The following is a 14,106-nucleotide window of genomic DNA, read 5'->3' as shown; positions in this document are numbered from 1 at the left end:
TTATTGTAAACTTGCCGGTTTAGGCTAAAAACTCCATTCTCAAAACGCATAAGGCTTTGTGCTTGCGCCTTTTTTCCCTACCTTTGGGCAATCAAAATTTTAAAGAAATTATGCAATACGATGTCGTTGTTATCGGTTCAGGGCCGGGTGGTTATGTGGGTGCAATCCGTTGTGCTCAATTAGGTTTAAAAACTGCCGTTATTGAAAAATACAAAACTTTTGGAGGTACTTGCTTAAACGTAGGCTGTATCCCATCTAAAGCTTTGTTAGATTCTTCAGAGCATTACCATAACGCTGCTCATACTTTTACAACTCACGGTATCAACCTAAAAGATTTAAAAGTTGATATGAAACAAATGATCGCCCGTAAAGATGACGTTGTTTCTCAAAATACTGCTGGTATCACTTATTTATTCAAAAAAAATAAAATCGATACTTACGAAGGCTTAGGTTCTTTTGTTGATAAGAACACCGTTTTAATCACTAAAGAAGATGGTTCTACCGAAACCTTAACGGCTAAAAACGTAATTATTGCTACAGGTTCTAAACCTACAGCTTTACCGTTTTTACCAATCGATAAAAAACGCATCATTACTTCAACTGAAGCTTTAAACATCAAAGAGGTTCCAAAAACAATGGTTGTAATTGGTGGTGGGGTTATCGGTTTAGAGTTGGGTTCAGTTTATGCTCGTTTGGGCACTAAAGTTTCTGTTGTAGAGTTTTTACCATCTATCATTAGTACAATGGATGCGGGTTTAGGCAAAGAACTTCAACGTGTGTTAAAGAAATCTTTAGGCATGGAATTTTACATGGGACACAAAGTTACGGGCGCTACCACAAAAGGTAAAGTTGTTACAGTAACTGCCGAAACTCCAAAAGGCGAAAGCATTTCTTTAGAGGCAGATTATTGCATCGTTGCGGTTGGCCGTACTGCATATACAGAAGGTTTAGGTTTAGATAAAATCGGCATTACAATTGAAGAACGTGGCAAAAAAATCCCTGTAAATGAGCATTTAGAAACTTCAGTTAAAGGTGTTTATGCCATTGGCGATGTAATTACCGGTGCAATGTTGGCGCACAAGGCAGAAGATGAAGGAACTTATGTTGCAGAAACCATTGCCGGACAAAAACCTCACATTAATTACAACTTAATTCCGGGTGTTGTGTACACTTGGCCTGAGGTTGCTTCAGTTGGTTTAACAGAAGAACAGTTGAAAGAAAAAGGCACAAAATATAAAGCAGGTTCGTTCCCATTTAAAGCCAGCGGACGTGCAAAAGCGAGCATGGATACCGATGGTTTTATTAAAGTTTTAGCTGATGCTGCAACTGATGAAGTTTTAGGTGTACACATGATTGGTCCACGTGCTGCGGATATGATTGCTGAAGCAGTTATTGCAATGGAATTCCGTGCATCTGCCGAAGATATTGCCCGTACTTGCCATGCGCATCCAACTTATACAGAAGCATTAAAAGAAGCTGCCTTAGCTGCAACTGATAACAGAGCTATACATATTTAATAAAGTACTGATACGCCTTGGTTTGTGTTTTCGCAAGCCAAAAGTAATAGCCGATAAGAAATTATCGGCTTTTTTATTTTTGTTATTTAGAATTTAAACCACTCATTGCCCTCTGCTTTAGCAAATGGTTAAAAATATTCTGGGCATGCCCCAATCCCGAAGAAATATTGGGTAAGGGTTGGGCTCTCCGTTCCTATTCACGATAAATCTGGAGATTTCCACTGCTATCCCTTGTTCAAAACCCAAAGCCAAATTGTGCTTTTGCCTATCCTGTTTGTAATTTCATGCACTCTGCTTCAGCTTACGGTAAAAGTGTTTATCATTCCTTAACCAAAAGATAACATTGTAAGTCTATAAAACAGCAAGTTGCGAATTTATTTTTGCGGTTTAGATAAGTAAAATAAACCATGAACTGTAAAAAACTTTTTGTAGCCTTAATGCTGGCTGCAATGGCATTAACTGCCTGCAAAAAAACTTCAGACCCAATTGAAGAAAAAGAGCCAATTGTTGCCGAAGATATATCAAGCTTTAAAGAAACTGCCTCAATTGATTTAGGTGGAGAAACATCAGCAGAAATCTCTGCCTACGACCCATCTACCAAAAAACTATTTGTAGTAAGTAACGAAGGTGGTGCTAAAGTTGAAGTTGTAGACTTAACGAATTATCCAACGGTAGCTAAAACAAGAACTTTAACATTTGCCAGCAATGCCGGTATAAATAGTGTTGCTGTTAGCAATGGTTTATTGGCAATAGCTTTGGATGGTGCAGACAAGCAAGGTAATGGCGACATAGTGGTTTTAAAAACATCAGATTTATCAGAAATTAAAAAAATAACAGTTGGTGCAATGCCAGATATGGTTACATTTAGTCCGGATGGAAATTATATTTTATCTGCCAATGAAGGTGAGCCAAACGACGCTTACACAGTTGACCCGAATGGAAGCATTTCAATTATCAATATCAAAGATAACTACTCAGTTAAAACTTTAGATTTTTCTTCATTCGAATCGCAAAAGGCGGCTTTGGTGGCTGGTGGTTTCAGAATTTACGGACCAAAAGCAACGTTTGCTCAGGACATTGAACCCGAATATATTGCCATAAGTGCTGACTCTAAAAAAGCATACGTTACGCTACAGGAAAATAATGGAGTTGCAGAAGTTGATATTATATCCGGAACAATTACCAAGATTAATCCATTAGGTACAAGAGACATCAGCCTTGCTGAAAATGCTTTTGATGTAAGTGATTTAGATAATAAAATAGCACTGGGAACCTGGCCAATAAAGGCTTTTTATCTGCCAGATGCGATTTCATATTTTACTACAGAAGGAAACAACTATTTGGCTTTAGCGAATGAAGGTGATACCAGAGCCTGGAAAGGTTATGATGAGGAAGCAAGAGTGAAGAGTTTAAAGCTGGACCCGACAAAATTCCCAACCGCAGCAACGCTTCAGTTGGATGGGAATCTTGGCAGATTAACCGTTACAAAAGCTTATGGAGATACAGATGGTGATGGTGATTACGATGAGTTATATGCAACAGGTGGAAGAAGTATGACTATAATAAATGCAAATACTGGTGCATTGATTGCAAATGTGGGTAAAGATTTAGAGCAACGTGTTATTGATGCAGGTAAATATGATGATACACGTTCTGATAATAAGGGTGTAGAAGTTGAAGGCGTAACTGTAGCACAGGTTAACGGCAAAACTTTAGCCTTTATTGGTTTGGAACGGGCAGATATGATTGCAGTTTATGATGTTACAACACCAACAGCACCAAAATTTGTACAATTATTTGCTTCTGGCGATGCACCCGAAGGTTTATTATTTGTTAAACCGAAAGATAGCCCGAATGGCAGGAGTTTATTAGTTGTAGCAAGTGAAGGCGATGGAACAGTAAAGTTTTTTCAGCCGAATAAAATATAAAATTTTCATAGTTAAACTAAAAACCCGCCGAGTAGCGGGTTTTTTAGTTTAATAATTATTTATAAATGTTAAAAACATCTTTCTATTACCGTTTGATTTAATGATCTTTGTCATCAAAATTACCCATCATTATTAATATCGAGTTTTGGAAGAGTTGAACTTAAATCAGGAAGTACATAATCAAACAGATAATAAACCTGTTCAGCAAAATACTCCAAATCGAATTCGCTTAGCAGTATCATTGTTTTATTTCGGACAGGGGATTGCTTTCGCTTCTTGGGCAAGCCGTATTCCTGATATTAAATACACTTTAAATTTATCAGATGGTGCTTTGGGTAGTATTTTATTGGCACTGCCGCTTGGTCAGCTGGTTACCATGCCAATTTCTGGCAGGTTAGTTACCAAATACGGAAGTAAAAAAATATTAACCATTAATGCACCGCTTTACGTTATTGCGCTGTCAAATTTGGGGCTTGCAACTGCACCATGGCATTTGGCGGTCTTCTTATTTCTATTTGGGGTAATTGGTAATATGTGCAATATTGCCGTTAATACACAAGGTTCAGAAGCAGAAAAATTATTCGGTCGCCCAATAATGACTTCATTTCACGGTGCCTGGAGTATTGCCGGCTTTACCGGAGCGTTGGTGGGCTTGTTGATGGTAAATTTACATATTGCGCCTTACCATCATTTTTGGATAATCACCATATTAATCTGGCTAAATATATTTTTAAATTATAAATATCTGGTTCCGGGTAAAGGCTCGAAAAGCGAGCGTAAGCCTAAATTATTTACCATGCCCGAAGGCTCACTATTGCAACTTGGAATTATAGGTTTTTGTAGTATGGCAACTGAAGGCGCTATGTTTGATTGGAGCGGCGTTTATTTTAAAGAAATTGTTAAGGCACCAACTTCGTTAGTGATTCTTGGCTATGCATCTTTTATGATTATGATGGCTACAGGACGTTTTGTTGGTGATAAAATTATCGAAAAACTTGGGCGAAAAAGAACAATACAAATCAGCGGGCTAATTATTTCTTCCGGGATGTTTTTATCGGTTTTTCTACCTTATGTTATCCCTGCAACTATTGGTTTTATGTTGGTTGGAATTGGCGTTTCAAGTATTGTTCCAACAGTTTATAGCGTTGCCGGGAAAAACGGAAAGGTTTCGCCGGGTATAGCAATTGCAATGGTTTCTAGCGTAAGTTATTTAGGTTTCTTGATGGGGCCACCATTAATTGGCTACATCTCGGCGCTTTCGAGTTTGCAATATTCTTATGCTGTAATTGGTATTTTCGGCTTATTGGTAAGTTTTATCGTAGGCAAAATCAGAGCGATGGTTTAATAGGCATTACTCTTTCTTCTTTATCATATTGTGTTCTTTTAAAGCGGCTATTGCGATTTCGATTAATCGCAGATTTTCCTCTATGTGGCCGTGTTGCACTTCAACATTTATGTACGGAATATTATTTAATTGGGCATAAACCGAAAGCGAGCCATCATTTTCTCCGTATTTAGATTGAAGGATAACATTTACGTTTGCCTTTTTCAAACTGTTAAACAATTTTAAATCGGTAACATAAAGTAAATCATCACCATCCATTTCTGCATTCAGATAAACTGAATCTGCGGTGCTTGATAAATCGTAACCCGGTAAATAAGATGAAATTCCGAAACCACCATCAGCATTATTGTGTAAGGTTAAAATATAACCGGTTTCTTTAGGATTATAAAAATCGAGGATTTTTTTACCAGCGTCGTTTAAAGCTTTTTCAACTTCGTTTGAACTAAAGGCATCTTTTTTTAATCTGGTATTTATGCCTCGTTCTGTATAGATGGCATTCGGATCTATACGATATTCATCATCCATGTAAATGAAATTATAATCTCTTACACCGCCGTATTGACTATCGATTAGTTCTCCGCCGTTCCACCTAATGTAATCAAATCCAGCTTTAACACCAGTATCTTCATTATCGTGCACCACCAAAAATTTAATTCCGTTCGGCTTGTAAGTATATTTTACCAGATCGATTTTTATGTCGTAAAGCTGAAACGATGAAGAATCCATTGTCATGGCTTCAAAAACTGGGGGATGTTGAGCGGAAACGAATATGGCGATATTTAATAGTATTGCGCTAAGGATGATTTTAAGCATAAGCTAATATACAAACTGAAATAATATTTTGTTTGGCGTTTGGCATTATTGCACTGCATTAGGTTATTAAACGGGATGCAAGCGATATCCTTTTAAAATTGCAAAAACGATGTCCGTCCAGGCAATTAGGGAAAGCATTTGTAACCAATTAAACGCCTGACTGCCGTAGGTAGAGATTTCTCGTTCCTCGGAATGACAGGTTTTTTAAAAGATTTAGCGTACAGCCCGACTATGCAAAGCAATGGAACACTAAAGTACCTTTCCAAAAAAAAGAGCTGCCCTTTGGGAAGGCAGCTCTGGGTGATTGTTAATCTGGATGTTTATTAGTGGTCTAAATCTGCATCGTATTCCAATACGTCTTTATGGTCGTATGGTTCTACAAGCAATTCATCAATAGTTTTTACTTTTTTGTTGAAACCGAATCTATCTAACATTCTGTCGAAAACCAGATAAACCACAGGTACAACAATTAAGGTTAAGAATAGCGAACTGGTTAAACCGCCAACGATAACCCAGGCTAAACCATTTTTCCATTCGGCACCGGCACCGCTTGCTAATGCAATTGGAAGCATACCAAAAATCATGGCGATGGTTGTCATCAAAATCGGACGTAAACGGGCGTGGTTAGCTAATATTAAGGCATCAATTGTTGATTTTCCTTCGGCTTTCATGTGGTTCGTAAAATCGACCAGGATAATCGCATTCTTCGCTACCAATCCCATCAACATAATAAAACCTAAAATGGTGAAAATACCTAATGAGTTGTTGGTTAAGGCTAAGGCCAATAAAGCACCAATTAAAGCCAATGGAAGCGAAAACATTACAACCAATGGATAGATAAAACTATCGTACAAGGCTACCATAATAAAGTAAACCAGGATGATTGAAGCCAATAATGCGATACCCAAAGTACCGAAACCTTCAGCCTGATTTTCTTCATCTCCAGCCCAAGTATAACTTACGCCAACTGGTGCTTTTAATTTACCATTTTCTTGTAACTCGATTAATTTAGCTTTAAAATCTGCTACGATTGTTCCTGTTGGGCGACCGATGGATTGTGCCTGAACAGATACTGATGTAGATTTATTTAAACGCTCTAACTGACTTGGGCCTGAACCTTCGGTAATGTTAGCAAATTGAGAGAGTTTAATTTGCGCACCTTTATCGTTTATAAAAATCAGGTTACGTACATCATCAATATCTTTTCTGTTAAAATCCTGATATTGAATATTGATATCGTATTCATACTCGCCTTTTCTATATTTACCATCTGTATTACCGGCAAAGGCTGTTTGCATGGTAGAACCAACTGTTGCAAGTGTTAAACCCACGGCCGACATTTTATCTCTATCAACCTGAACGTTAATTTCCGGTGTTCCTTTTTCTACAGAAAGTTTAATCTCAGTAGCACCCGGAATAGTTGCTAAAACACCTTTGGCACCTTCGGCATATTTTAAGGCACTATCTAAGTTTGAGCCCATTACCACTAAACTAATCGGTGCATTTTCTGCAATACCCAAAATACTGATTGGTACAGTTTTAACTTTCGCCCCAACCAATACTTTAGCTAAAGCACGACTCATCTTCGTAGCAAATACATCAGATGACATGCCTTCGCGTTCTTTACGCTCAACTAATTTTACGTTAATTTCCGATTTGTAAGCAGTTGCCTGTGTACCACCAAAGTCTCCACTGGCTTGACCAACAGTTGTAATTAACTGCGTAATTTCTGGCTGTTTATCTAAGTAAGCTTCTGCTTTTTGCGTGTAGAAGTTTGTTTGTTCTAAAGGTGCATCTTTTGGTAATTCAATTTGTACCAAAAATTCTCCTTTATCTGATTTAGGGAAAAACTCTGAACCAATAAAACCAGCACCTAATAAACCACATGAGCCTAAGAATAAAACAAAAACCATAATTAAGGTTAATGCTTTATGGCGTAACGACCAGTTTAGGATGTTTGTAATCCAAATTGTGAATTTTTTAAGTTGCTTTTCGAACCATAAAATGAAGCGGCCAAACATGTTTTTACCTTCAATATGTTCTAACTTACCATATCTAGAGAAAAGTAAAGGAACAATTGTGAATGAAGCCACCAATGATAGTAAAGTTGCTATGATTACAACCACACAAAACTGGCGCAAAATGTTCGAAACTAAACCAGAACTAATTGCGATAGGGAAGAACACAACTACAATTACCATGGTAATGGATACAACGGTAAAACCGATTTCTCTTGTCGCATCAGATGCCGCTCTAACCTTGTTTTTACCCATCTCCATGTGTCGCTGGATATTTTCCAATACCACAATTGCATCATCTACCAAAATACCCACCACAAGTGATAAACCAAGTAACGACATTAAGTTTAATGTATAACCAAAAAGGCTAATACCAATAAAGGTTGCAATTAACGATGCCGGAATGGAAACCATTACAATTAAGGCATTACGTAAACTGTGCAAGAAGAAAAGCATTACAAATGCTACCAATACAACGGCAAGCATTAAATCGTGAATTACAGCATCAGCAGATTCTAATGTAAAAATCGAACTATCGTTTACAATTTTGATATCAAGTTTATTGCCGGCATATTCTGTTTTAAGCTTAGCGATGATGGCATGTACACCCTCACTAACTTTTACCGCATTCGCATCACTTTGTTTAATAATTTGAATTGCAATTGATGATTGACGGTTGATACGAGCTAGTTTAACCGTTTCCTTTTTCGAATCCTGAACATCAGCAACATCGCCTAAACGAATCTGAGCGCCTTCTTTTGAAGTAGTGATAACTAAGTTTCTTAACTCATCAATACTTCTGTATTTACCAGATAAACGAATTAAAACGTCTTGATTAAGTGTTTTAACACTTCCGGTAGGGAAATCTAAATTTGAGCTTAAAATCATTTGCTGCACCTGAGGGACAGAAAGATTATAGCCTTGTAGTTTTGCTGCATCTAAAGAAACCTGAATTTCTCTTTCAGAACCACCAACTAAATTAACCTGTGCAATACCACTTACCCTCGAGATTACCGGGGCAATCCTTTGGTCGATTAAATCGTAAAAAGTAACATCATCCATATTAGCCGAAGCTGTCATGGTAATTACCGGTAAATCATCTAATGAAAACTTACTTAAAGACGGTGTTTTAACATCATCAGGTAAATTAGAAAGGATTGCATTTACTTTACGCTGTGCATCGTTTAAAGATATATCGATGTTTGCAGCATCAGTTAATGTAATGGTTACAACGGATAAACTTTCATAAGAAACTGCGTTAAGTTTCTTAATATTTTCCATTGATGATACGGCATCCTCAATTTTTTTGGTCACCGTGTTTTCAACCTCAGCCGGCGATGCACCAGGGTAAATGGTTGATATAGATACTACGTTGTTTGAGAATTTTGGAAGTAATTCATAACCCAACGAAAAGTAACTTAACAGCCCCAATAAAGTAAGTGCGGTGAACACCACAATTACCAGCGAGGGCCTTTTTATAGAAATGTCTGTTATCTTCATTTTGTTTTTTTAATGCCTTTTAGTAATACTTAAAGACTTATAACTTAAAACTTTCGACTTAATACTTACTTTACAATGCTTACAGCAGTGCCTTCAGCTAAGTTGATTTGTCCGCTGGTAATTACCGTTTCGCCTTCGGTTAATCCACTAATAACTTCTACGTTATCGCCTAAAATTCTACCAGTTACCACTTTTCTGATTTTTGAAGTATTTGTAGCTTTATCATAAATAAAAAGTTGGTTACTACTTACACTACCCACAAATGAGGTACGCGGTACAAGAATACTAGGCGCCTGTTTAGGGAAGTTGAATACAGCAGTTCCATACATACCCGCTCTTAAGCTATTTTTTGTGTTGTTTGATACTTCAATTTCAATCGGGAAGTTTAAAGTAGCATCGGCTTTTGGTGCGATAAAGGTAATTTTGCCACTAAATTTTTCATCCGGAAAAACTGTTGATTTGATATCGATATTATCGCCAATTTTTAAACTCGCAACCTGCGATTCGTTTACATTAACTTTTAATTTAAGTTTAGATACATCAACAATTTCGAACAATTGAGTTCCTTGTGCAGTTACAAAAGCACCAACTTCAATATAACGTTTGTTAATAATTCCGTTTATCGGCGATTTAATGTTTGCATCACTTAACTTTCTTTGAGAAGCTTGTAAACGCAATTTTGCATTTCTGGTTGCTAGTTTAGCCTGATCTAACTGTTGCTGTGTAACACCACCAGTTTCGTAAGAGCTTTGATATCTGGCTTCATCTCTTTTTGCATTATCATAAGATGCTTGTGCTGTTTCTCTATCCGTATTTATGATTTCTGCATCTATACGTGCTAAAACCTGTCCTTTACCAACTCTTGCACCTTCATCAACATAAATTGCAGATACCCGGCCAGCATTTTCTGATAAAAAGTTTAATTCTTGTTTTGGAACAAAGTTTCCGTTGGCTACAAAATCCAAATCAACCACTTTTTTCTCTACAGTAGCAACACGAACGGCAACAGCACCACCACCTTCGGCAATGAAAGCAGTTTTAGCTTCGTTCTTCTTTTTATTGTTGCTTAAAACATAAGCTATTGCACCTAAGGCGACAACAACTACGATTATTATGGTAATTATCCTTTTCATTTTTTCTATTGTACTAGCGATTTAATATTTCCGTTTGATTTTACTAATTGTATTTCGGCTACTTTATAATTTAATAGCGCTTGAGTATAACTGTTTTGTGCCTCTGTTAATGCGTTCTCTGTGTCGATTAAATCAGTTAGAGTAGCTAAACCGTTATTGTAGTTGTTTTGAGTGCTTTTGTAAATTTCCTGCGCTAAATTTGCATTTTTACGTTGCGAGTTAATTGTGTTCAGGTTATTACGTAATTGGATTTTCGCATTCTCATAAGCCAGGTTCAACGAGTTTGTAGATTCTTTTCTGTCTTCTTGTGCTTTTCTGATATTTACATCTGCCTGGCGAACTTTTGAACGTGTTAAAAAGCCATTAAAGATTGGCACTTTTAAGCTTAGGCCAACAGCCGATGAACCAAAACCAATTGCTGTAGCATTTGTGTTTAAGAAATCAAAACCATTGCTTTGACTTGAATAGGTATAATTTCCTGTTAATGATAAAGTAGGATAGTACTCTGCTACGTATGCTTTACGCTGTAGCGATAAAAGTTTATCCTGGTTATCTAGAAGCTTAACTTCAGTTCTGTTTGATAGGTCAACAGAATCAGTAAGTACTGGTAATTGTGTAACTTCGGTCAATTCTGTTGCTGGTAAGCTAATCGGATTTGATACAGGCATACCCATTGAGAATTTCAATTGATTTTCCAATTGAGTAATTCCATTGATAACCTGCTCACGTTGTGTATTCAAATTCGTTAGGTTTACGTTTATCCGATCAACATCAATCTTTCTTGCCAACCCGTTTTTGTATTGATTGCCAACAATTTTCTCTATAACCTTAACATTTTTAATGTTTGTGTCGATTACATTTAATTGCTGTCTGTTTACTAAAACCTGATAGTAATTATTTGCCACTAACTCAATAATTTGCTCTTCAGTTAATTGAGAGGTTAGTGCATAATACTCTTCGCTAGATTTTGCTGCTTGTAAACCAGTAAAAACCTGTTGATTGAATATTTGCTGCGACAATTGAACACCTGCACTCGAATTCCATTTCTGTCCAAATTTTAGGGTTTGTAATTGTCCGCCGAAATCGACAACCTGTTGGCCAATTATTGGGTTATAAGTTAAACCTGCAGTGCCTGAAACTGTAGGTAAAGCCTGTGCCCTAACTTCTTCCACTTTATATCTACCGCCTTCAATATCCAGTTTCGATTTACGAACTTTATTATTGTTCTGCAGCGCATAAGTTAGCGCATCTTTTAAGGTAATCCGTTGCTGTGCAGCCAACAGATTTGGTAAAGTAATGCCAAATACAAGCAGAAGCATTAATTTTACCATTTTTATTCTAAGCATAATATATTGATTTTTGTTTTTGGGTTCTGTTTATTATTTTTTGTTTATCTGTTTTTTAGTTATTTTTCAAAAGCTTTGCTTTTTATTTGTTTACTCACACCTTAATCCTCTGGTAAAAATAATTGAAAGATCTTTTTGCTTTTGAGTCATTTTGTTCAGTATTTTCTTATCCGGAACGATATCCTTACCGGTTTGAATCACGCACATGGTTGTTAATCCCATCAGGCTTTCTAAATAAAGCTCAGCTATGTGATTTGAATCTTCATGCTCTATTTCACCCTTTGCTTTAGCATGTGTAAATAGCTCAGCAAAAAAGTTTAATTCAATCTCTTTTAATGCATTAAGTTTTGATTTTATAGCTTCATCATTAAGCAAATCTGGCACACCTTCTGCAATTTTTAACATATAGTATTTTTGAAAAAAGGTGTTTCTAACGTCTATGGTATTCATCAGGTTGGCTTCTAAGCTTTGCTCAGCGCTCCGTTTCTTTTGCATAGCTTCAAAAAATTCGTTAAAAATCTTCTCAATTACACCAAGTATTAAATGCTTTTTATCTGGGAAATAATAATAAAGGGATGGTTTTGAAACCGCTAAATCGTCGGCAATATCATTCATCGTAGTTTTGTTGATGCCAAAATGGCTAAACCGCTTTATAGCACCCTCAATAATTTGTTCCCTTTTTTTATCGGCTACAATCATTTTACTTTTCTACTTTCTGACTTTTTTAATATAATGGTCAAAAGTATATCTAAAATTTCAATTCTTAATCAATCGATTAAAAAAGCTTCGATAAGCTTACATTTTTGTGACAATATTGAGCTTGGTTATTGGTTTATATTGCGTTGTAAATAATTTAATCTACTGATGCAGTTTTTGTTAAATATTCTAATTGTTTGTGCAACTGTTGTGTTTATGGAATGCTTTTCCTGGCTTTTGCATAAATATCTATTTCACGGACCGCTATGGTTTATGCATAAAAGCCATCACACACCTTCAAAATCTAACTTTGAATGGAATGACATATTTGCTTTAATTTTTGCATTTGCTTCACTCTATCTTATGTATGTAGATAGGCAAAACCTGGGTTATAAATTTGCGATTGGAGTAGGGATTAGTGTTTACGGGTTAATTTATTTCGTGGTTCACGATTGGTTTGTACACCAGCGAATTAAAGCTTTTAAATCAAAAAATGGCTATCTAACCAGAATCAGAAAAGCACATAAAATTCACCACAAAAATATGGGTAAAGAAAAAGGGAAAGCGTTTGGATTGCTGTATGTAAAGAAAAGTATTTTAACTAAAAACCCTGTAGATTAGCTTTAATCACCCACAGATTATAGTTCTATCTATTATTTCTTACTTTTGTCGGCATAACAAAATCGCTATGCTTCAAATACAACAAAACATTTCACTTAAACCTTATAATACTTTTGGTATAGATGTAAAGGCAGATTATTTTGCCGAGATATTTGAAGTGGCTGATTTAAAAACTCTTTTTGAAAACGATATAACCAGAACGCAAAAAATACTTGTTATTGGTGGAGGCAGTAATATGCTTTTCACGAAAGATTTTGAGGGTTTAATTATCAAAATAAGCATTATGGGTATCCAATCTACTACCAATAATGAACAGGTTTTTGTTACTGCCGGAGGTGGTGTAGTGTGGAACGATTTTGTTAATTATTGTGTGGCGCACAATTTTGCTGGCGTAGAAAATTTAAGTCTTATACCTGGTACAGTTGGTGCTTCACCCATACAAAATATTGGCGCTTACGGTGTAGAATTAAAAGATGTTTTTTATAGTTGTGAAGCATTTGAAATTAGTACAGGCAATATCAAAACCTTTAATTATAACGATTGCCATTTCGGTTATAGAGAAAGCATATTTAAAGGCGAATTAAAAGGCCGGTTCATCATCACATCAGTTACCTTTAAATTAAAAACTGAGGCTGCTGTAAATACATCTTACGGTGCAATAGAAGCTGAGCTAAAAAACAGAGGGATTGAAAATCCTGGCATAGCCGATGTTTCTGCTGCGGTATCGCATATTCGAGTAAGTAAACTGCCCGATCCTTCAACTATTGGTAATGCCGGTAGTTTCTTTAAAAATCCGGTGATAGAGAAGTACGAGTTTGCAGACATTGTTGCAAAAACACCCGATGTTGTTCATTACCCAACGGCTGATGGTAAAATAAAACTCGCCGCCGGCTGGCTTATTGAGCAATGCGGATGGAAAGGTAAAGTTGTCGGAGAAACTGGTACCTGGAAAAACCAAGCCCTTGTTTTAGTTAATCATGGAAAGGCCACAGGTGCAGAGGTGTATAGTTTCTCCGAACAAATAATAGACAGTGTAAAGTCTACTTTTGGAGTCACTTTAGAGCGTGAAGTAAATATACTGTGACGAAAACGTGCCTGGGCTTGTAAAATATAGATTGGCACCGTGCCAAAAAAAGTTGGTACTAAGTTTGTTTGGTTTAGGTAGAAAATAGAGAACAATTTTTTGTTT

Annotated in this window: 10 protein-coding genes; 5 read left to right on the top strand and 5 right to left on the bottom strand. The window is 36.4% G+C overall.

What is annotated here, in order from left to right:
* Nucleotides 1-110: 110 nt before the first annotated feature.
* The 3 genes from lpdA (at nucleotide 111) to LUA86_RS15655 (ending at nucleotide 4,790) form a co-directional block, all read left to right on the top strand.
* Nucleotides 111-1,517 carry a dihydrolipoyl dehydrogenase gene (gene lpdA, locus LUA86_RS15665; protein ID WP_231464404.1) on the top strand — a complete coding sequence of 469 codons (1,407 nt, stop codon included), beginning with the start codon at nucleotides 111-113 and terminating at the stop codon, nucleotides 1,515-1,517.
* Nucleotides 1,518-1,924: 407 nt separating this feature from the next.
* Nucleotides 1,925-3,445: a choice-of-anchor I family protein gene (locus LUA86_RS15660; RefSeq protein ID WP_231464402.1), complete on the top strand. Its 1,521-nt coding sequence runs from the start codon at nucleotides 1,925-1,927 to the stop codon at nucleotides 3,443-3,445.
* A 145-nt stretch (nucleotides 3,446-3,590) separates the two neighbouring features.
* Nucleotides 3,591-4,790 (top strand): MFS transporter, encoded by a 1,200-nt coding sequence (locus LUA86_RS15655; RefSeq protein WP_231464400.1) that lies wholly within the window; start codon nucleotides 3,591-3,593, stop codon nucleotides 4,788-4,790.
* Nucleotides 4,791-4,796: 6 nt separating this feature from the next.
* On the opposite strand, the gene LUA86_RS15650 is transcribed toward LUA86_RS15655, so the two are convergent.
* The 5 genes from LUA86_RS15650 to LUA86_RS15630 all read right to left on the bottom strand — a co-directional run bounded on the left by LUA86_RS15650 (nucleotide 4,797) and on the right by LUA86_RS15630 (nucleotide 12,299).
* The gene (locus LUA86_RS15650; RefSeq protein WP_231464398.1) at nucleotides 4,797-5,603 is read right to left on the bottom strand and encodes a hypothetical protein; all 807 of its coding nucleotides are present in this window, start codon (nucleotides 5,601-5,603) and stop codon (nucleotides 4,797-4,799) included.
* 323 nt (nucleotides 5,604-5,926) lie between these two features.
* Entirely contained in the window at nucleotides 5,927-9,121 is a 3,195-nt protein-coding gene (locus LUA86_RS15645; protein WP_231464396.1) for an efflux RND transporter permease subunit, read from the bottom strand.
* A gap of 65 nt (nucleotides 9,122-9,186) precedes the next feature.
* Nucleotides 9,187-10,254 carry an efflux RND transporter periplasmic adaptor subunit gene (locus LUA86_RS15640; protein WP_231464395.1) on the bottom strand — a complete coding sequence of 356 codons (1,068 nt, stop codon included), beginning with the start codon at nucleotides 10,252-10,254 and terminating at the stop codon, nucleotides 9,187-9,189.
* 5 nt (nucleotides 10,255-10,259) lie between these two features.
* Complete coding sequence (locus LUA86_RS15635) at nucleotides 10,260-11,600, bottom strand: TolC family protein (RefSeq protein WP_231464393.1); 1,341 nt, start codon at nucleotides 11,598-11,600, stop codon at nucleotides 10,260-10,262.
* A gap of 90 nt (nucleotides 11,601-11,690) precedes the next feature.
* Complete coding sequence (locus LUA86_RS15630) at nucleotides 11,691-12,299, bottom strand: TetR/AcrR family transcriptional regulator (RefSeq protein ID WP_231464391.1); 609 nt, start codon at nucleotides 12,297-12,299, stop codon at nucleotides 11,691-11,693.
* Nucleotides 12,300-12,464: 165 nt separating this feature from the next.
* Here LUA86_RS15630 and LUA86_RS15625 point away from each other — a divergent pair, with 165 nt between their 5' ends.
* Nucleotides 12,465-12,917, top strand: coding sequence for a sterol desaturase family protein (locus tag LUA86_RS15625; RefSeq protein ID WP_255713482.1), 453 nt, complete (start codon nucleotides 12,465-12,467; stop codon nucleotides 12,915-12,917).
* A 67-nt stretch (nucleotides 12,918-12,984) separates the two neighbouring features.
* Nucleotides 12,985-14,001 carry a UDP-N-acetylmuramate dehydrogenase gene (gene murB, locus LUA86_RS15620; RefSeq protein WP_231464387.1) on the top strand — a complete coding sequence of 339 codons (1,017 nt, stop codon included), beginning with the start codon at nucleotides 12,985-12,987 and terminating at the stop codon, nucleotides 13,999-14,001.
* Nucleotides 14,002-14,106: the final 105 nt, after the last annotated feature.

Origin of the sequence: Pedobacter sp. Leaf132 (assembly GCF_920984695.1) — a bacterium.
In the GTDB taxonomy this organism is placed as follows: domain Bacteria; phylum Bacteroidota; class Bacteroidia; order Sphingobacteriales; family Sphingobacteriaceae; genus Pedobacter.
This window is presented reverse-complemented; position numbering and strand designations above follow the sequence as displayed.

Coding starts and splice junctions, on each gene's coding strand:
- LUA86_RS15640 (WP_231464395.1), bottom strand. CDS start 10,254: ATGAAAAGGATAATTACCATAATAATCGTAGTTGTTGTCGCCTTAGGT.
- murB (WP_231464387.1), top strand. CDS start 12,985: ATGCTTCAAATACAACAAAACATTTCACTTAAACCTTATAATACTTTT.
- LUA86_RS15660 (WP_231464402.1), top strand. CDS start 1,925: ATGAACTGTAAAAAACTTTTTGTAGCCTTAATGCTGGCTGCAATGGCA.
- LUA86_RS15650 (WP_231464398.1), bottom strand. CDS start 5,603: ATGCTTAAAATCATCCTTAGCGCAATACTATTAAATATCGCCATATTC.
- LUA86_RS15630 (WP_231464391.1), bottom strand. CDS start 12,299: ATGATTGTAGCCGATAAAAAAAGGGAACAAATTATTGAGGGTGCTATA.
- LUA86_RS15635 (WP_231464393.1), bottom strand. CDS start 11,600: ATGCTTAGAATAAAAATGGTAAAATTAATGCTTCTGCTTGTATTTGGC.
- lpdA (WP_231464404.1), top strand. CDS start 111: ATGCAATACGATGTCGTTGTTATCGGTTCAGGGCCGGGTGGTTATGTG.
- LUA86_RS15625 (WP_255713482.1), top strand. CDS start 12,465: ATGCAGTTTTTGTTAAATATTCTAATTGTTTGTGCAACTGTTGTGTTT.
- LUA86_RS15645 (WP_231464396.1), bottom strand. CDS start 9,121: ATGAAGATAACAGACATTTCTATAAAAAGGCCCTCGCTGGTAATTGTG.